Annotated in this window: 13 protein-coding genes; 5 read left to right on the forward strand and 8 right to left on the reverse strand. The window is 43.0% G+C overall.

Features of this window, described 5'->3' with window-relative positions; translation table 11 throughout:
- Positions 1–35 precede the first annotated feature (35 nt).
- From VOI46_RS16590 to VOI46_RS16615, 6 genes are all read right to left on the reverse strand, one after another.
- A complete protein-coding gene (locus tag VOI46_RS16590; RefSeq protein ID WP_039972107.1) occupies positions 36–1,823 on the reverse strand; it encodes an alkaline phosphatase in 1,788 nt (595 codons plus the stop codon).
- An 11-nt stretch (positions 1,824–1,834) separates the two neighbouring features.
- Positions 1,835–3,418, reverse strand: coding sequence for an alkaline phosphatase (locus VOI46_RS16595; protein WP_004586024.1), 1,584 nt, complete (start codon positions 3,416–3,418; stop codon positions 1,835–1,837).
- A 211-nt stretch (positions 3,419–3,629) separates the two neighbouring features.
- Positions 3,630–6,056, reverse strand: a complete 2,427-nt coding sequence (locus tag VOI46_RS16600; RefSeq protein ID WP_004586025.1) for a TonB-dependent receptor — start codon at positions 6,054–6,056, stop codon at positions 3,630–3,632.
- Positions 6,057–6,417: 361 nt separating this feature from the next.
- Positions 6,418–8,172, reverse strand: a complete 1,755-nt coding sequence (locus tag VOI46_RS16605) for a solute:sodium symporter family transporter (protein WP_004586026.1) — start codon at positions 8,170–8,172, stop codon at positions 6,418–6,420.
- 101 nt (positions 8,173–8,273) lie between these two features.
- On the reverse strand, positions 8,274–10,334 hold the full coding sequence (locus VOI46_RS16610; protein WP_004586027.1) for a TIM-barrel domain-containing protein: 2,061 nt from the start codon (positions 10,332–10,334) through the stop codon (positions 8,274–8,276).
- Positions 10,335–10,441: 107 nt separating this feature from the next.
- The gene (locus VOI46_RS16615; RefSeq protein ID WP_024034010.1) at positions 10,442–11,176 is read right to left on the reverse strand and encodes a sulfite exporter TauE/SafE family protein; all 735 of its coding nucleotides are present in this window, start codon (positions 11,174–11,176) and stop codon (positions 10,442–10,444) included.
- A gap of 203 nt (positions 11,177–11,379) precedes the next feature.
- On the opposite strand from VOI46_RS16615, the gene VOI46_RS16620 reads away from it, so the two are divergent.
- The 5 genes from VOI46_RS16620 (at position 11,380) to VOI46_RS16640 (ending at position 15,633) form a co-directional block, all read left to right on the forward strand.
- Positions 11,380–12,129, forward strand: coding sequence for a GntR family transcriptional regulator (locus VOI46_RS16620; protein WP_004586029.1), 750 nt, complete (start codon positions 11,380–11,382; stop codon positions 12,127–12,129).
- Between the two features lie 216 nt (positions 12,130–12,345).
- Positions 12,346–13,308 carry an aldo/keto reductase gene (locus tag VOI46_RS16625; RefSeq protein WP_004586030.1) on the forward strand — a complete coding sequence of 321 codons (963 nt, stop codon included), beginning with the start codon at positions 12,346–12,348 and terminating at the stop codon, positions 13,306–13,308.
- A 9-nt stretch (positions 13,309–13,317) separates the two neighbouring features.
- Positions 13,318–14,313, forward strand: coding sequence for a TauD/TfdA family dioxygenase (locus tag VOI46_RS16630; protein WP_004586031.1), 996 nt, complete (start codon positions 13,318–13,320; stop codon positions 14,311–14,313).
- A complete protein-coding gene (locus tag VOI46_RS16635) occupies positions 14,313–15,317 on the forward strand; it encodes a YeiH family protein (RefSeq protein ID WP_004586032.1) in 1,005 nt (334 codons plus the stop codon). Before VOI46_RS16630 ends, VOI46_RS16635 begins: the two co-directional genes overlap by 1 nt.
- Positions 15,318–15,387: 70 nt before the next feature.
- Positions 15,388–15,633 carry a DUF3297 family protein gene (locus VOI46_RS16640; RefSeq protein ID WP_004586033.1) on the forward strand — a complete coding sequence of 82 codons (246 nt, stop codon included), beginning with the start codon at positions 15,388–15,390 and terminating at the stop codon, positions 15,631–15,633.
- A gap of 297 nt (positions 15,634–15,930) precedes the next feature.
- On the opposite strand, the gene rhuM is transcribed toward VOI46_RS16640, so the two are convergent.
- Together rhuM and VOI46_RS16650 are read right to left on the reverse strand one after the other, a co-directional pair.
- Complete coding sequence (gene rhuM, locus VOI46_RS16645; RefSeq protein ID WP_004586034.1) at positions 15,931–16,971, reverse strand: RhuM family protein; 1,041 nt, start codon at positions 16,969–16,971, stop codon at positions 15,931–15,933.
- A 122-nt stretch (positions 16,972–17,093) separates the two neighbouring features.
- Positions 17,094–19,439: a DUF2357 domain-containing protein gene (locus VOI46_RS16650; protein WP_004586035.1), complete on the reverse strand. Its 2,346-nt coding sequence runs from the start codon at positions 19,437–19,439 to the stop codon at positions 17,094–17,096.
- Positions 19,440–19,460 lie beyond the last annotated feature (21 nt).

The raw sequence follows: 19,460 nt of genomic DNA on the forward strand, positions 1-19,460 counted from the left end.
CGTACTTTATGTGCTGAGCGTACGTATTAAATTACTTATGGCGTTACTTTTTCATCAGCGGTAGTTACTAAGTCTGCTGCAAAGTCCATTACATGGAATAAAAAGCTTTGCTCGTTAGTGCCTGTAACTAAGTGAGCGCCTGGGCCCATTGCATATACGCCAACATCTTCACCTGCGTGAGTTTCTGAGCCAAGTGGTACAAGTGCCTCTTGGTGAAAGCCCGCTGAAGTTGTATCAACATCGGTTAAATCTACACGCCCTGTAACAGGTGCAAATGCATAACCTGCATCGGCATCGGTTTCATCGCCTAAATCTCTAAAGCCGCCACCGTTGGTGTAGCCAACTGTGGTGTATGGCATATCGTCGGCAGCTAGGCTTGGCTCGGTTTCGCCTACGGCAACAACTTTACCTAATATTGGGTTACCACGTTTAGGGTAGCCTGCAATAGTAAATACGTGGCTGTGATCGGCAGTTACTACTATTAGCGTTTCTTCTGGGTTAGTGTTTTCCATTGCCACTTGCACAGCTTTTGCAAATTCTACTGTGTCGTTTAGGGCATTGTAGGCATTACCCGCATGGTGCGCGTGGTCAATACGACCTGCTTCTACCGATAAGAAAAAGCCATTGTCGTTGTTATCTAGTACGTTAATTGCTTTTTCGGTCATTTCGCTAAGCGACGGCTCGCCCGCTACATCGTTTGCGCGGTCGGCTTCGTATTGCATGTGCGATTCGTTAAATAAACCAAATACTTTAGTGGCATCGTCGCTAATTGCATCAAAACCGGTTTGGTCCATAACGTAAGTGCCGCTTGGGTAAGTTGTTTGCCACTCAGTTACTAGGTTGCGGCCATCAGTACGGTCGCCTTCTACTGCGCTTACTGCATCGGCTGAGTTTGCTGCTTCATCTTTTGGTAAAAAGTGACGACGTCCGCCGCCCATTACAACATCAATGCCATCTACATCAATACCCGCATAACGCGACTCTAGGTTGGCTTCAAAGTTAACAAGTTGCGATGCAATATCTTCACAGGCTTCAGTGCCCTCTGGCATATCTGAGTTATCTTCCCAGTTACGGTCAGCCGATTTAGCATACGTTGCTGCAGGTGTTGCATGGGTAATACGTGCTGTTGAAATAAGGCCGGTTGCTTTACCCGCTATTTCAGCAAGCTCTAACGAGGTAACCAGTTCGTTGCCTGTTACCGTGGCACAGTCGCCGCGTTCAATGTCTTCATCCACGCCAATTACGCCCACATCGGTTTTAACACCTGATACCATTGCCGTCATTGTGCCTGCAGAATCCGGCGTTTGTGCATCTACGTTGTAAGTTTTAACAAAGCCTGAGTACGGCATTTTTTCAAAGCTTAACTGGTAGTCTTCACCTAAACCGCCTTCAAGCTGGCCTGCTAAAATACGTGCAGCTGTTACGGTAGAAATTCCCATGCCGTCGCCAACAAATAATATAACGTTTTTCGCTTTGCCCGACTCAGTAACCACTTCGCTATTAGCTTGCTGTGTTGCCGCAAGCTTTGTTTGTGCATCGCCATACCATTCGTTAGTCGTTAGGGTGGCAAGTTGCTCGCTAGTAAGTGACGTAGCGGGTGCATTACACACTAAGTTAGAAGAGGTAACTTCGTCGCTATCTAGCACGCCGTTGCCGTTTGTATCTACGCCAGTTTGGGTTTCTACGCCGCCATTAACACATTGCTCAGAGCCGACTGCAATGGTGTTATCTACCGCGAGAATATTATTTTCGTCTTTGTCGTCGTCACTACAACCTGCTAGCGCGACCATTACTGCTAAAGAAAGTACTGTTAATTTGTTCATGTTAGCCGCCATTATTGCTGAGTTAGTTCAAGAGCTTGATTAATTAAATGAAATACTACGTTTTGCTCAATTACGCCTTGAGCTAGCTGTGCACCAGGGCCTTTTGCATGCAGCGAAATATCTTCACCGGCATGAGTTTCTGAGCCAAGAGGGACAGTGGTTTCTTGGTGAAAGCCAACATTGGTAGTATCAACACCACTAAGCTCTACACGTCCAGCAACTGGGCCAGTTGTATACGCTGCATCGGCATCTGTTTCATCAACTAAGTTTCTAAACCCTAAACCATTTGCATAGCCTACTGTGGTGTAAGGCATATCGTCGGCAGCAAGGCTTGGTGTGGTTTCGCCTACGGCAACTACTTGGCCTAAAATTGGGTTACCGCGTTTAGGGTAACCAGCAATAGTAAATACGTGGCTGTGATCGGCGGTTACTAAAATAAGGGTTTCTTCTGGGTTGGTATTATCTACCGCAGCTTGCACGGCTTTAGCAAATTCAATGGTGTCGTTAAGTGCGTTGTAGGCATTACCCGCGTGGTGTGCGTGGTCAATACGGCCCGATTCAACGGTTAAGAAAAAGCCGTTTTCGTTTTTACCTAATACATCAATTGCTTTGCTGGTCATTTCGCTAAGCGATGGCTCGCCGGCAATATCGTTTGCGCGGTCTGCTTCGTATTGCATGTGCGATTCGTTAAATAAGCCAAACACTTTAGTGGCATCATCAGCAATAGCATCAAAGCCTGCTTGGTCCATAACATAAGTACCTTGTGGGTATTGTGTTTGCCACTCAGTAACTAAGTTACGCTCATCAGTACGATCGCCCTCTACAGCGCTAAGTGCATCTGCTGAGTTAGCTGCTTCATCTTTTGGTAAAAAATGACGACGTCCGCCACCCATTACAAAATCAAGGCCGTCTACGTCGGTACCTACAAAACGTGCTTCTAGGTTTTTCTCAAAATTAACCAATTGCGAGGCAATGTCTTCACATGCAGTTTCGGTTTCTGGCATGTCTGAGATATCTTCCCAGTTACGGTCTGCCGATTTTGCATAGGTTGCCGCTGGCGTTGCATGGGTAATACGCGCTGTTGAAATAACACCGGTTGCTAGGCCTTTAATTTCAGCAAGTTCTGTTGCTGTTAAAAGTTCATTACCCGATACAGTTGAACACACACCGCGCTCTATGTCTTCGTCTACACCAATAACGCCTACATCGGTTTTAACCCCAGAGATCATCGCGGTCATTGTGCCTGCAGAATCTGGTGTTTGTGCATCTACGTTGTATGTTTTTACTTGTGCTGAGTACGGGAACTCTTCAAAGCTTAAATAACCTTCTTCACCTAAATCGCCCGCTCTTTGTCCTTTTAAGATACGTGCTGCGGTAAGGGTAGATACACCCATGCCATCGCCTATAAATAAAATAACGTTTTTAGCTTTTGTTGTTTGCTGGCTTTGTGCAAGCGCAGTTTTTGTGGCGAGTGTGGTTTGGGCATTTGTATACCAGTCATTGTCTGTTTGGCTTTGTGGTAATACATCGGCATGACTTGCAGCACTTAACATAAACGTTAAGCCAACTGCCGCAGCAACTTTTTTAATTTTCATCCTTTATTATTCCCATTGTGTAGTGGTTATTTTTTGCTTGAAGCGTAAACCTCAAATAAGTAACCGCTGCACTATAGAAAATAGATGTGACCTCTAAGAGTACTTTTAATTAAAAAACAATGACTAAACCATGACAAAATTAAGACACAAAAAAGCGCAGCGGGTTAAACGCTGCGCTTAGCACAATTTTCACAGGGATATATTTATAAAATTAAAAACGTGCCTTAAACGATACACCAAAGTAGCGCTCTGCATCACGCGGAATTTGGTAACGGAAGTTGTCGCCACTGTAGGTGGTTACGTAGCTTTCATCGGTTAAGTTTTTAGCAATAAGCGATACTCTAAATGCATCATCTTTAAACGATAAACCCACACTTGCGTTTAAAATACCGTAATCTGGCAGTAACGCTGCTGGGTTAAACTCGCCTACATTGTTTGGTAGGTCTGAGTATTGCTCGTCGGTGTAAATGTAAGAGCCGTTTATATGAATATTAAAGTCGTGCTCTGTTTCAATAAAGTAATCAGCACTTAGTGAGTATTTTAAATCTGGCGAAAACGGGACATCTAAGCCAGAGCGGTCAGTACATGAACCTGCTTCTACCTCTGCCGGACAATTAAACTCGTCAATTTCGGCCTTAATGTACGCAATACCACCAGTTAAAGTAAGTGAATCGGTAGCCGCCCACATAAAGTCAACCTCAGCACCTTGTGTACTTACATCACCTGCATTGGTTAAACGGGTAATACAGGTACCGTCTGAACAGTCAAAGTTATTGGCTTGAAAGCCTTCAATTTCGGTTCTAAATACAGCAAAGTTAAATACAAAGTCGCGGCTTGCGTATTTGTAGCCTAACTCGTATGCATCTGACTCTTCTGGCGATATTTCGCGGCTATCGTTATCTGGATTAAAGTTGTAGTACACGTTAAAACCAGGGCCTTTATAGCCTTGCGAGTAAGTACCGTAAACCATTTGGCCATCGCCTAGGTCGTATTGCATACCTAAACGACCCGACACATTGGTTTCTTCTGCACTGCCTGATTCGTCAGTATTTAGTGCTGCTGAGCGTACACCTACACCGGTGCGACCAAATTCGTCATTGCTTACACGGCGGTGTGTGTACGACACTTCATCGTCGGTATAACGAATACCAAACAGTACACGTAAGTCTTCAGATAAATCGTAAGTACCATCGGCAAAGGCTGCCCAGTTGTTAAACTCGGTGCTCATGTACGCGGTTGCCGATACAATATCGTTAGCATTACAGCTTACACCTAAGCTTTGTGTGTAGGCGTCTAAGTCGGCCAATGCGGCATCAAGCTCTGCACCGGTTAAGTTATTTTGTGCGTAATACGCCATTGCAGCGTCTAGTTGGCCACCGTTATTTTGACAACTCGCGTCACGGGTAAAGTTACGTTGCGAGTCCATGTTCCAGTAAAATAAGCCAGCCACATAGTTAAACGGACCCGCTAGGTTTGAAGTAACTCTAAATTCTTGCGAAAACTGATCCCACTGCTGAGCACCTAAATCGTGTAATTGAAATGGCGCACCAAATACAGGTTCGTTACTGTCGCCAGCAATTGAGGTAAAGTCGCCTTCGCGGTATTCGGTGTTATCCCACGAGCGCTGCGCAGTAATAGAGGTGTATGTGTAGTCGCCAATAGTTTTATCAACCTGTACCGAAAACGCGCTGTGTTTGTCAATAGTGCGCGATTCATAGTCGTGATCAACTTTGCGCTGGTCTAGGTCAATATCGGCCACACCATCAACAATACCGTTGCTGTTAGGGGCTGCGTCTGAATCTGGGTTACGGCCACTTGGCAGGGCTTCTAAATCGGCACAACAGTCGTCGTCGGCGTTATAAAATTCGGCAATAAATTTTACGTTTAAATCATCGCTTGGCTCGTATTTAAATACAGCACGTGCGCCTTCACGGTCGTAACCGTTTACTTTTTCGTTGTTGTAAACGTTATCAATGTAGCCATCAAACTTACCTTTAAACACGGTTAAGCTTGCTGCTAAGTCGTCGGTTAAGCCGCCGCTTACCACGCCTTTAAAGCGGTATTCGTTGTCTTGATAAAACGAGGTTTCTACGCTGCCGGTGGTGTCGTACGAAGGATCTTTGGTTGTAATGTTTACCACACCCGCCGAGGCATTTTTACCAAATAGTGTACCTTGTGGGCCGCGCAGTACTTCAATGCGAGATACATCGTATAAATCGGCAAAGGCTTGACCAGAGCGACCTAGCACCACGCCATCAACCACAGTTGCCACACTTGGCTCAGCAGCAATACTAAACGAAATAGTACCAATACCACGCACTGTTAGTGCTGAGTTACGGGTTGTGGTGCCTTTTCTAAAACTGACCGAAGGCACAAGTGACTGCAGGCCTTCCATGTTATTAGCAAACGCCGAATCAATCTGGTCGCTATTAAGCACAGACACCGCAAGCGGTACTTCATTCAGGCTTTGCGTTCGTTTTTGTGAGGTAACAACAATTTTTTCAAACTGGTCGTTATTGTTTTGCTCTGCTTGTTGCTCAGTTTGCTCTTGCTTAGCATGTGCTTGCGTGCTTAGTGCTAAACCCGTTGTCATTGCTAACGTGACTGCCAAGCTTAAGACGGACTTTTTAGCTCTCATGTCATTCTCCAAATTGTGCGTGTGTGCTGTTAAATTACCGCGCTAGCAAGTGTGTGGGTTGCTAAAAAGCGGTGCCAGAGTGTTGTAGTTATTTTCCTTATATCTCTTATGTCTTATATAAGAGATATAAACTTAAACAAACTTATGTTCTATTGCAAACATTATGTGAATAAAATGTGATTTTAAATTTGTATAAAGAATATAACGGCGCGTTATATACCAACTCGCTTAATTAAGTAATCTATTTTGAGGCTGGAAAAACGTGTTGATAGCTAGGCAAAAAATTCGCTATTTAGTTATTCTAAATGAGAATTTTTTAACGCAGGTAGCGACACGTTTAGCCCCGCAAAATGATTAAGTATTATTGCGAGTTGGTATTATGTGCCTTAGCAACGCCAATATGCGCCAAGCTATTTGTATAACGTGTATGCCATCGGCGTACGCTCCACCAGCTAAGCACAAAGGCGCTAGTCCAAACAGCAATTAAGCTTGGTACAAAGTACACGCTGGTGCCACCCACCAATCCAAGCGGAGAAAACAGTATGTACAAGCTTATAATTAAGCTCACTAATACAATCGCGCAAGGCAGTGCGTATTTCCACGGGCTTAGGTTTACCTCGGCTTTGCGGGTAAAGTTCCATGGTGTGGCAAGAGGTTTGTAGTAGCCAATACCTAACATAATGGCCAGCTCAATAAAGAATAATATGGCGTAAATATGGATAAAGTTAATATCTACATCCCACACAAATTTAAGCAAAGTGTAGGCAATAACATGAAAAACAATAGCCACTTTAGCGCCCAGTGCAGGCACTTTGCGAGTAAATAACCCCACGAGCACAATTGTGATGACCGGAATGTTGTAAAATCCGGTAAATACACGAATGATGTGCCATAAACCTTCTGGTGCAAACATCAGTAATGGCGCGGTAATAAACGATAAAACAGCAATTACAATACTGGTAATTTTGGCCACTTTAATCAGCTTTTCGTCGCTTACTTTGCCTTTTTTCATGGGTTTGTATACATCTAAACAAAACAACGTGGCGGCACTATTTAACAACGAATTAAACGAGCTAAATACCGCACCTAATAGCACCGCTAAAAAGAACCCAGATAAGTACTGAGGCAGTACATCTTTAACTAAATGTGGGTAAGCTAAATCTATGGTTTGTAAGCTTTCGTGCTTATAAAGATGATACGCAATTACGCCTGGGATCATCATCATAAAGGGTACTAGCACTTTAAAGTACCCTGAAAACAACACGCCCTTTTGGCCTTCTACTAAGTTTTTAGCGCCCAGTGTACGCTGGATCACGTACTGATTGGTGCCCCAATAAAATAAATTAGCGAGGATCATTCCGGTAAAAATGGTGCCCAATGGCACGGGATCGTCACTGCTTCCAATGGCGTTGAGCTTTTCGGTATCGGTGTTTACCAGTGTGCTTAGGCCATCGGCAAAGTTGCCATCGCCAAGGGCAATAATGCCAAGGGTAGGCACTAAAATACCAATAATTAATAACCCAACACCGTTAATGGTATCTGATACTGCAACCGCCTTTAAACCGCCGAATACCGCGTAAATAGCGCCCACGGAGCCCACAATAATAATGGTGACAATTAAGCTTGCTTGATAGCTTAAGTTTAATAAGGTGGGCACATCAAACAGCCTAAGAACGGCGATTGATCCTGAGTACAAAACAGAAGGGATCGTTATAAAACAATACCCTACCATAAATAAGATCACCGTCATGCGGCGTACGGTATCGTCAAAACGATCCCGTAAAAATTCAGGCAGGGTAGAAAACGCGCCGGCTAAATACCGCGGTAAAAAGATCAGCGCCATTATAATGGTTGATATCCCAGCTGTTACTTCCCACGCCATTGAACTTAGGTTGTAACCATACGCTGAGCCATTTAGGCCAATAAGTTGTTCGGCCGATAAGTTAGTGAGGATCATCGACCCCGCTATAAATGTACCCGTTAAACCACGCCCCGCTAAAAAGTAGCCGTCTTGGGTGTTAACTTCCCCTTTGGTTTTTTGGTACGAAATATATCCTACCAGCGCCATAAACGCCAAGCACGATAGCAGTGTCATGGTAATGTTCATACCTTCCATCTTGCGCCCCTTTTAGCTTACTTTACTCGGTAAAAAGTAAGCTAATATCTTTATTATTGTGTGTGTTACGTGTGTTGTGTGTGTTTGCTATTAACCGAGTTTTATTTTGGCCATGCTGTTAGCTGGCTCATGTCTTGCTCTGTGTGTTGAACCTCTGGGCCTAGCATGAGCGTATCGCCTTTACGAACAAATACGGCCATTTGTGTAAGCTCTAGTGTTTCTTCGTAATATTTGCCGCCTTGGTACGTTTGTGCATCAGGGAATCGCACCCACTCGCCTTGTGGTAAATAAAATTTAACTTTACCGTTTGGTACTACACATGGCACCACAAGGAGTTTTTCGCCGCACATAAATTGCTGATCAAAACTATGTGCCAGTACGTCATCAGGAAACGCCAATGCCATAGCACGCTGAATAGGCAGCCCTGTTTGCTGCGCTTGCTCTGCACATTCTTGTAAGTACGGAATTAACTGATAGCGTAATTTAAGCGCTGCAAATACAGCGTCACTTGCTTGCTCGGTGTATGACCACGGTTCGCGTGGGCCAATACCATGTAAGCGCATATGTGCACTAAATACCGACGCTTGCGCCCAGCGTACATAAAGCTCTGCATCACGCGTATCTTTATAAAAACCACCAATGTCGGTTGCAAAAAATGGCCCGCCCGACATGCCCCACGCTAAGCTGCCGCGAATGCTCGCTGCTAAGCCTTGCCAATCGGCTTGTGGGTCGCCGCCCCATTGTGCAGGGAAGCGTTGGCTGCCAGTCCACGCTGAGCGGCTAAATAAAAATGGCCCTGTTTTACAGTATTTTTCGGCGGCTTCATAAACGCAGCGGTTGTACAGCATGCTATAAACATTATGCAGTCTAATACCGCTGTCGCCACTGTGCGATACCATGTTTTCGTCTTCTAGCTGTTCGCCAAAGTCTGCTTTTATCATATCTACGCCAAGCTCAAACAATGGCTTGTGCGACTCCAGCCAGTATTCGTAAGCATCGGGATGAGTAAAATCTAAAATACCCGACTCTGGTAATGGCGTAAGTACTTCGCCAAATGGGCTTAAATCCCACTCGTATTGATATGCTTTACCTGTGCGTTTGTCTTTTATTAGCCAACCGTTTTCGGCCGCTTTAGCAAATAATGGGTTGTTTACCGAGATCATTGGGTATTCCCACACACAAATTTTAAAATCCATGGCTTTTAGTTCATCAAGCACAGGTTTTGGGTCGGCGTAACGTGTTGGGTCCCATTCAAAGGCAAAGCGGGTGTCGGTGTCTTGCCATGCACGGCCATCAAGGGTAATTACATCGCACGGCATGTTTTTAGCGCGTACTTCGCGGGCGACACTTAATAGCTCGTCGGCATCTTTGTAGTACGCTTTTGATAAAATAACACCCAAGCTCCACTGCGGTGGCACCGGCGCAAAACCAGTTAACTCGCAATAGCGATTAATGCTTTGTGCAGGCGTTTGCTCTTGGTATAAAAATACATCTAATGCGTCGTCTTCTACTAAACACACATAAGCACGTTGCGACCAAAGTGCGTAACCTACGCCATGTGTAACGGGCGCCGGCGTGTGTACAAATAAATTCCAGCCCTCTGGGCTCCATGCGTATGGCGTATTTTTATAAGACTTTTCGGCGTTGACGCCCAGTGCATCGTGGTTGTATGAGCGAATAAGCTGGCCGCGTTTATCAAGCTTGCCCCATTTTTCGCCAAGGCCGTATACGGCTTCGTCATAATTAAGCTCTAAGCTTAAAATCCAGCCGTTATCGGTTTTCGCCAGTGGCGGTAAGCGGTGCTGGCGCACAAAGTGGCCATCGGTTGCTGATTGCTGTACTAATTTATCGTTTTTATAAAGTTTAAAGTAAAACGGGTCGCTGTAAAATTCTAAGCGGTACTCACCGGCGGTGGCTGCAAAGCCTTGGTCTAATTTATTAAGTGATAGCGGTAAGTTTGAAGGGGTGGTGGTTAATATTTTAAACGTCTCGTCATGCGTGGAGCCTGCATTTAAACGTAAACCAAACTGGCTTATGGTAACGCTAACCTCGCAAAATTGAGTTGGTAAAACTAGCACATGGCCTTGTAATTTAGGCTCTGCAGTTAAGCGTGCTGGCTCTATTGCGTTCCAGTCTGGCTCACGTAATTCAAATGCATTCATGGGAGTTCCTTAACCAATTATTAGTCTTGTATAAGACACAAGTTAAATAATTGCAATCCCCATGTCAATGTAAATAACCCTAAGATGAATTATTTACATCGTTACTTTTAAAATATGCCCGGTGCCGATGTTGCCACCAGCGAAACGCCGCTTAGGCCAAGCAATGCAATTGCTATTATACGAATCCATTTTGCATCAACGTAAGGTGTTAATTTACGAGCAAATTGCGTTACTAATAATACCAGCGGTATGGCCGCTGCAATTAAAAACATAATGTCGAGCTCGGGTAAGGTGCCAAATAAGGCAATACCAACGCGGACTAAGCCACCAATGGTAAATACCGCAAGTAAGGTGCTACGAATGGCCTCAATAGACCAAGCTTGTTTATAGCACTGAAACACCAGCGGCGGCCCCGACGTTGAAAACAGCCCGCCCAGCAAGCCACTTACGCCGCCGGCAATTAAAAACGAGCCACGCCCGCTTTGCTTATTTGCTCTATCACGGCCAATTAGCATTAAGCCACAACATAGCAAAATACTAATGCCTAAAATAAAGTTTAAGAACTGCGTTAAATGCGCCGACATATATTCAAGCAATATAAAACCTAACAGCATTAGCGGAATACCGGTATACAACATAAGTTTAAGCTCGGGCACTTTTACTGTACTGCGATTTTTAACCACCACAGTGGTTGAGTTAACCAAACCCAATAAACTCACTAAAAAGGTGGTGGCAGTGAGCGGTAAAACATCTAGCAACGTAAAGCTTGCAACCACCAGCAACCCAAAGCCAAACCCGCTAAGCGTTTGCATTATGGTGGCAAGGCTTAGGCACAACGCCATAAGCAAGATGAGTTCTAACGAAATACTGAGCACTTTAAATATCCTACGTGTGCGCTATTGTAGTGTAACGATTTGTTTTTAGGCATAATGTAAAAACAAACTACACGGCAATAGTTCACAATTAATTGAGCTTGCGCAAAACTGCGCAAAAAGTTTCACCTATGATATAAATACAGGTGGATTAAATTTAATGGTAAATAACAATGAGTAACTCTATGTTTGATCACAAATTAAGTGGCCCAAGCTTGGCTTTTCAACCACTTTACTTACAAGTGGCTGATTATATTAAACAGCTCATTGTTGAAAGACGCTGGGTACCTGGCGAAGTATTACCGAGCGAGTTTCGCCTTGCTGAAGAGTTTAACGTAAGCCAAGGCACTGTGCGTAAAGCGCTTAATTTATTAACCGACGATAAAATAGTTACTCGCCGCCAAGGTGTTGGTACGTTTGTATCTGAGCATACCGCGCAAGATGCCCTGTTTAGGTTTTTTCCGCTACAGGCCGACGGTAAAGGCGCCGACCTACCTAAAGCCGAGCTATTGTCGGTTGAGCTTTGCCCTGCACCACAAGATGTTATTGATGCGCTGCAACTTAATAAAAAAGACAAAGTCACTAAGCTTGTTCGCAGACGCATTCTCGATAACGAATTTTGTATGAGCGAAACTATATATCTACCACAAAGCTTCTTTCCTGATATACATCAAAGTAGTGATATTCCGCACACATTGTATCATTACTACCAAACCAAATTTAACCAAACCGTGCATAAAACCCAAGACAGCATTAAAGCCGTTTTAGCAGATGAAACCGACGCTAAAATGCTCGCTATTAAAGCCGGTGACCCTTTATTGTTGGTATCGCGCATTACCGAATCAATCGAAGGTAAACGCATTGAATACCGGTTAAGTAAATGCCGTAGCGATCATTACCACTACCAAATAGAACTTGATTAATTAACCGCGCTTTAGCCGCGTGTAAGTTATATTAGCGCATACTTATTAAATATTTTTTAAAGGCAGCAAACGCTGCCTTTTTGCTGCCTGTAGGTTTTTTAACACCTTTCATTTATTGCCTTACGGTTAACACAGTGTTGACACTGTTAGATTCGTATAATAACTTATGTCTTATACAAGACCAAAGTCATTATGCAATTTTAACAGGAATTCCCAATGAGTTCATTAAATAACATCCCGCCAGTCGGGTTCGGTTTATGGAAAGTAGCACAAGAAGATTGCGCGCAAACGGTGTACCAAGCTATTAAAGCAGGTTACCGTCATCTTGATTGCGCATCAGACTACGGTAACGAAGAACAAGTAGGCGATGGCATTGCTCAAGCAATAAAAGACGGCCTATGTACCCGCGAAGAATTATGGGTAACATCAAAACTATGGAATACTTTTCATGCGCCAGAGCATGTAGAGCTTGCCATTGATAAAACCTTGAGCGATTTAAAGCTCGACTACCTCGACTTATACTTAATTCACTTTCCGATTGCGCAAACGTTTGTACCAATCGAAACTCGCTATCCACCAGAGTGGTTTGTAGACCCAGATGCACAAAACCCACAAATGGAACTGGCAAAAGTGCCGCTACACTTAACGTGGCAAGCAATGGAAGAGCAAGTACATAACAACAAAGCAAAACGCATTGGTGTGTGTAATTACTCAAGCGCGCTTATTCACGATTTAATGACCTACGCCACAATTAAACCCGCCATGCTGCAAATTGAGTCGCACCCTTATTTAACGCAAGAGCGCTTAGTGAGGCTTGCAAAACAGTACGATATTCCGGTTACGGCGTTTTCACCATTGGGTGCGCTTTCGTACCTTGAGCTTGAAATGGCCGATCAAACTGAGTCGGTGCTTGAGCAAAGCGTAGTAAAAGCTGCGGCGCAAAATCATGGCAAAACACCAGCACAAGTTGTTCTGCGCTGGGGTGTGCAACGCGGCACCGCCATTATTCCTAAAACCTCTAAATTTGAACGCATGAAAGAAAACCTCGCGCTGTTCGACTTTGAATTAACAAAGCAAGAAATGGCGCAAATTTCTGCGCTTAATAGCAACCGCCGTTTTAACGACCCTGGGCACTTTTGTGAAGCTGCCTTTAACCGTTTTCACCCTATTTACGATTAGGATAATAAAATGTCAGCTACCGAACTTAACTATGCCCAAGTGCCTACTCAATTAACGTTTGATGACTCGGTTTTTCCGTGCATTGTAGTTAATAACAATAACGCCAGCACCGTTGAAGAAGCGGTAGCTTTTATTCGCGCTAACAAAAGCGAGTTGGCTAAAAAACTACGCAGCTCAGGCGCTGTATTGTTTAGAGGCTTTCCTGTTGATAGCGCCGAAACCTTTGATACGTTTTCAGCAGGGTTTGATTACGACAACTTTACGTACCAAGAGTCGCTATCTAACGCGGTACGTATTAACTTTACCGAGCGTGTATTTACCGCTAACGAAGCCCCCAAAGATGTAGAAATTTACCTTCATCACGAAATGGCACAAACACCTATTTCGCCGAGTAAGCTGTTCTTTTTTTGTAAATCGGCAGCTGAGGAAGGCGGCGCGACACCGCTTTGCCGTTCAGATAAATTATTTAGCGCTTTAAAGCAATTTGATAGCCAATTAGCCGATGACTTTGAGCAAAAAGGCTTAAAGTACACCACTTACATGCCCGCAGCCGACGATGCTACATCGGGCCAAGGTCGCAGCTGGAAAAGCACCCTAAGTGTTGAAACCAAAGAAGAAGCACACAGCAAACTTACCGAGCTAGGTTACGAGTGGGAGTGGCTAGAAGATGGCTCTTTAAAAGCAATTACTCCGGTTTTACCTGCGGTAGTTACACTTGAAAACGGCGTACAGGTTTTTTATAACCAACTTATTGCCGCTTACATGGGCTGGAAAGGCGTTCGCGAAAATCCATCGGTTGCTATTACCTTTGGCGATGGCAGTGCCATTCCTAAACAAGGGCTTGAAAAAATTGTTGAGCTATCAAAAGAATTTACCTTTGATTTAGCGTGGCAAGATGGCGATGTAGCCTTAGTGGATAACGAAATGGCTATGCATGGCCGCCGCCCATTTACTGGCGAGCGTAAACGCCAAGTGCTTGTTGCACTGACAGCAGCTAACGCCTAATGCAAAGCTTAACCGGTGCACTAAAGGTAAAAGTTTCCCCGTTATGGCAAGGGGCCAGCATTGCTGCAATGACTGGCCTTGCTGCCTTATTTTTAAGTGAACACTATGGCGCACCCGCTATGTTGTTTGCTTTATTATTAGGGATGGCGGTGTCGTTTTTATATCAAAGCGACAGCCCGTGCGCTAAAGGCATAGACTTTACTGGCACCACGGTTTTACGCGTAGGCATTGTTTTACTTGGCACTCGTATAGCACTGGGCGATTTAGTTACACTGGGCTGGCAAACTGCGTTAATGTTAGCTGGCGCTATATTTACCACCATTATTTTAGGGGTTGTACTTGCCCGGGTATTTGGTTTGCAAAAACGCTTTGGCGCACTCACCGGTGGCTCAGTCGCTATTTGTGGTGCATCGGCAGCACTGGCTATTTCATCTATTATGCCAAGCAGCGAGCATAAAGAGCGCGATACCTTACTTACCGTAATTGGCGTAACGGCCATGTCGACCATTGCGATGATTTTATACCCTATTGTGGTTAACTACCTTGAATTTGATGCACATAACGCCGGGGTATTTTTAGGTGGCACCATACACGATGTAGCCCAAGTAGTGGGTGCCGGTTATTCGGTATCGCCCGAAACTGGCGATATAGCAACACTTACCAAACTAGTACGCGTGGCTATGCTGTTGCCTGTAGTACTTATTATGATGGTGGTTATTAATCGCTCAAATAAAGGTAACCATGGCGAGTTGCCAAAAGTACCGGGGTTTTTAATTGGCTTTGTAATTTTAATGATTATAAACAGCACCTTTAACCTACCCGCTATTGTGCTTGAAACCACAAATGAGCTTTCTCGATTCTTTTTAATTGCCGCTATAGCCGCCATTGGTATGAAAACAAACCTAGGCAAACTCACCGAGGTGGGCTTAAAACCAATAATTATGATTGTTGCCGAAACCATTTGGATAGCACTGTTAATACTTGGCTTTGTATTGTGTAGCTAAGCATTAAACCTTGAGCGTATTGAGTGGATTGCCTACAATAGCGCATCACTTTTTAATAAAGATTAAAACCATGACCGATTCAACAAAACCAGCATTACCTGATCAGCTTTCTATTAACCCACGTAGCAAGCATTACGTAGAAGAAGTGTTTGAACACGAAATTGGCGTAAGCTTAAATGGCAAAGAACGCTTTGACGTAGAAGAGTACTGCATTAGCGAAGGTTGGATTAAAATTGCCGCGCCTAAAGCGCTAGACCGCCGCGGCCAACCTTTACTTATGAAAGTAAAAGGTACAGTAGAAGTATTTTATAAGTAAGCTAAATATATTGCTTATAAAATTAACAGAGTAAAAATTATTTAAATACCCAATATTTCTAAGTAAATTACTTAAGTATATATGGGTATTTATCTACCCACTAATACCAATTAATATGCTTCCCTTAATAAAGTTATTTTGCCGCTCGCAGTTAGGGTAAACTGGTCTTCCATGATTAAAAATTGCTTTCTCTAAGGCAAAAAACAGCGCTTTTTGTACTTATGCTGCGTTACAGCTTATTTGTGCAACACACAAACTTAGGCTTTACATTGCATACCGAGAAAAGATAAGCCGTCTCTAGCCTTTTTTACCCTTATTAGCTATTGCTTTAAGTGCAGAAATATTTGCATTTTCTCCCTCAGCTTCTTTCAAGCGGCGGCGTCTCTTTGCAAAATTATCAAATTCCAATTTTGCTTTATCATCTGCCGTTTTTTTAGAGATTGTCCCTGCGCCGCTTAAAACTTCACGATCATTAAAACTCAAAAACTGATCAAGCTTATCAGTCCAATCTTGTAAGAAAACTTGCTTGCGTCGCAGCGCTTGGTCTTCTGCAAAATCAAGCCACATATTCACAATTCGATTCAGTTCTTTAATTTCGTCCTCTCGCAGATAATTTTTAGCGACAGTGACGTCTGTTTTACGCACTTCATCACCTTTATAACTGGTTAAGCCCATATCTGACTTATTAGCATCTACACGGTTGAAAATAAGCTCTGCAGCCGTCATCTGCGTACAGGCATAGTGCAGCTTATTTTGTATAGCTTGAAAGAAGCGATTAGTTTCTTGATTAGAGGGCTCATAGTCGGCAGCCATTGTAAAAATTTCTTTAGCTCGCAAATATACACGTCGCTCACTAGCTCGAATATCGCGAATGCGTTCAAGCATTTCATCAAAGTAGTCAGGAACGGTAGAGTGCCCCACAGGCGGGTTTTTCAAACGCTCATCATCCATGGCAAACCCTTTAACTAAATACTCTTTTAATATCCTAGTCGCCCATTGTCTAAATTGTGTACCTCGTTGTGAGCGAACCCTGTAGCCTACGGCTAAAATCGCATCAAGATTGTAGTGATCAATTTCGCGAGATACCTGGCGAGTACCTTCTAGCCGAACTATCCGGAATTTCCGGATGGTTGCGCTTTGTACAAGCTCACCTTCCTTATATATATTGATAAGGTGCTCGTTAATTGTACGAACATCTTTATCGTAAAGCTCTGCCATTACAGCTTGAGATAGCCATAAGGTATCTGACTCAAAGCGACATTCAACACGCGTCTGACCATCTGCGCTAGTAAAAAGAACAAACTCTCCTTGTGGAGCTTGAGGGGTATGCTCTGCCATTCACTTCACCTTCTACATAATTAATATAACTAGGCTTCTCACGCCAAGACGGTTTAGGGCACTTTTTTAAACTCATCGCTGAGTTATACACCAACAAATACACCACGATTGTTAGGTGTTTTTTACCAAATAGGACTTAAATCTTTGTACAGCTCTAAATTACCCTGAATCTCATCCCAATGCGAAATTTCAGGTAAACGTTCTGCTGGAATTAGTTTAAAGTTGAAGTGCTCTTCATAAGATTTCGTAATAGTTTTAGGTAAAATAACTGGCGCATCTGAAAACTCAAACACCCAGTATTTTTCGATAGCATCACTATCTTTTCCTGTTATTTCCTTATCAATGTCGCGCCTAGGTAAAAGCTTCACGCTGTCCACTGAATATAAATATTTTCCTAATTGCTCTGTATCTTGATTGCTGTCGCGTACAGTAAGTACAAGGTAACGTATTTCGCGCATAATGTTTCTGTGTACATTTTGACGATTAGTCGCAATAAGTCTTGTATGATAACCCTTTAAACTACCTGTTTTGGCTTTTTCCAAATACGTTTGATCACGATCTAGTTCATTTACTGGTGCTACAAATGTCAAACCAGTATGTCTAGTCACATTTACGCCATAAGGGGCAATACGAACGGCATCTTCAACAAAATGATAATCATATGACGAAGATTGTTTGTATTCTAAAACCTTGCGCGTTTTATCTAGTTTTTGAGCTAAATATTCTTTTATCCAATAGTTAGTGGAATCTTGACTCCCTGCACTTGGCAATAATGGAAATGCGCCAATACCAATTTCATTAATAGCTTCAGCATAAGGGTTTTGTTCAGATTTTTGTTCTGGAAAAAAACCTGGGAATAAAGCAAATGCGCCAAGAACAGGACGACTTTTTAATGGTAATTCGTATTCAATATGCTGTTGGTGAATAATCGCATCACGGTATCTATGCATCTGATTTATAGCATCTTCAGGTACGGCATCTTTACCACCAAACTGCGTGGTATCTATACGATACTTTGCATCAAATAAAATAAAGAAAGCTTCCCCATTTTCCAAGGTAACACGAAGCACAATATCCGGACGGTGGTTTGCAAGCCAAGTTCGATTAACTGAGCCTTTAGGTGTAAATGAAGGCTCATGCGCCAGCTCAATCTGCATACCATCACTCTCGTGTTGGTATACAAAAGCAGCAGCCATCTCATCCTTAGGAAATTGCTTCTCAAACTGCACTTGTTTGAGGTGGCTTAGTGTCTTTCTTTGTGGCTTAAAGCCCAAAGATTCAATAATCGACTTGACCTCTAAAAAGCACCAAATTTCATAAATTTCTGCAACAGACTTCATCGATAAACGACTTTCTCCAATGCTTCCATTTAAGTAGTATTTCAATTGCTGCCAAACTTTATAAACTTTTGAATAACCAGCTGCTTCTTGCAGCACTTTAGACTCGGTATATTGCCCTTTATAAACACCCACCTCATGCCATAATGCATGCTTTGTATACTGAGCAACTTGGGTGCGCCATGCGTCTAACTCTCTAATAAATGAACTAGATACTTTTGAGTCTTTATCTGCATTAATTTCTAATAGTATCTGAGATAAGTTGGCTTTAGTTTTCGCAAGTACCATTTTAATAAAGCGGTTTTCTGGGGTATCAATATTCAAGCGCTGCTTTTTGATAGTAATTCGAGATGAGCGTTTCGATGCTATTAACTCTTTTGCTTTTTGCTCCTGCTTAGCCCCTAATCGTTTATTTACCCTCTCTAAACTCTGCTCAAAAGTATAAGATTGCAACCGATTATGCGCTGCGTTTAATACTCTTTTTACACCTTGATTAAACTCGTCAACTAAGCGCTCAAATTGCGCTAACCAAAAGAGTTCAAATTTCTCTGGTTGTCTAGTTGACTTACCTTGAGTATGCGTTGTTTTTCCACTAATACTGTAACGCCACAGCGGATAAACACGATCAATTTCATGGTTCATAATGCTCAAATCTTGAGCTTGTATCATTTTAGTTGCATAGACTGTAAAAGCGACGGGTATAGATTGCCAAACTCCATTAACACTGTATTTAATTTCAAAATGACATAACCCAACATCATTGCCAAAATTAATCACAGCATTTAACGATTTTCGTTTAGGATGAGCAAAAAAACTTCGATCTAGCAAAGCATATTTGTGATTAACCGAAAAAGAGTTTTTATCAACATGGTCATTAAATTCAATTTCAAATCTATATTGGCGGTTTTCAAAAAAGAACGGTTGAATATGTGGCGGACCCTCACTATCAAAGCTAGGCAACATTGGCTGAGAGCCAACCCAAACAAGCATTTCGTCATATTTTGGCAGCTCAACAGAGCGTGACACATATGTCCGTTTTAATTTATTCCGAGGGGAATCTAAGTTATCAGTAGATACATGAATATCAAAGTCATCATGTTCATAGCTTAACAATTCGATATTTTTAGCCATGGTCCATTACCGCCAAAGTTT

This window comes from Pseudoalteromonas sp. CuT4-3 (genome assembly GCF_035666335.1).
Classification (GTDB): Bacteria; Pseudomonadota; Gammaproteobacteria; order Enterobacterales; family Alteromonadaceae; genus Pseudoalteromonas; species Pseudoalteromonas atlantica.

Excerpts from the sequence above, each read along its gene's own strand:
- VOI46_RS16640 (WP_004586033.1), top strand. The coding sequence starts at position 15,388 with ATGACCGATTCAACAAAACCAGCATTACCTGATCAGCTTTCTATTAAC.
- VOI46_RS16590 (WP_039972107.1), bottom strand. The coding sequence starts at position 1,823 with ATGAACAAATTAACAGTACTTTCTTTAGCAGTAATGGTCGCGCTAGCA.
- VOI46_RS16595 (WP_004586024.1), bottom strand. The coding sequence starts at position 3,418 with ATGAAAATTAAAAAAGTTGCTGCGGCAGTTGGCTTAACGTTTATGTTA.
- VOI46_RS16650 (WP_004586035.1), bottom strand. The coding sequence starts at position 19,439 with ATGGCTAAAAATATCGAATTGTTAAGCTATGAACATGATGACTTTGAT.
- VOI46_RS16600 (WP_004586025.1), bottom strand. The coding sequence starts at position 6,056 with ATGAGAGCTAAAAAGTCCGTCTTAAGCTTGGCAGTCACGTTAGCAATG.
- rhuM (WP_004586034.1), bottom strand. The coding sequence starts at position 16,971 with ATGGCAGAGCATACCCCTCAAGCTCCACAAGGAGAGTTTGTTCTTTTT.
- VOI46_RS16615 (WP_024034010.1), bottom strand. The coding sequence starts at position 11,176 with ATGGCGTTGTGCCTAAGCCTTGCCACCATAATGCAAACGCTTAGCGGG.
- VOI46_RS16605 (WP_004586026.1), bottom strand. The coding sequence starts at position 8,172 with ATGGAAGGTATGAACATTACCATGACACTGCTATCGTGCTTGGCGTTT.
- VOI46_RS16635 (WP_004586032.1), top strand. The coding sequence starts at position 14,313 with ATGCAAAGCTTAACCGGTGCACTAAAGGTAAAAGTTTCCCCGTTATGG.
- VOI46_RS16610 (WP_004586027.1), bottom strand. The coding sequence starts at position 10,334 with ATGAATGCATTTGAATTACGTGAGCCAGACTGGAACGCAATAGAGCCA.
- VOI46_RS16625 (WP_004586030.1), top strand. The coding sequence starts at position 12,346 with ATGAGTTCATTAAATAACATCCCGCCAGTCGGGTTCGGTTTATGGAAA.
- VOI46_RS16620 (WP_004586029.1), top strand. The coding sequence starts at position 11,380 with ATGAGTAACTCTATGTTTGATCACAAATTAAGTGGCCCAAGCTTGGCT.
- VOI46_RS16630 (WP_004586031.1), top strand. The coding sequence starts at position 13,318 with ATGTCAGCTACCGAACTTAACTATGCCCAAGTGCCTACTCAATTAACG.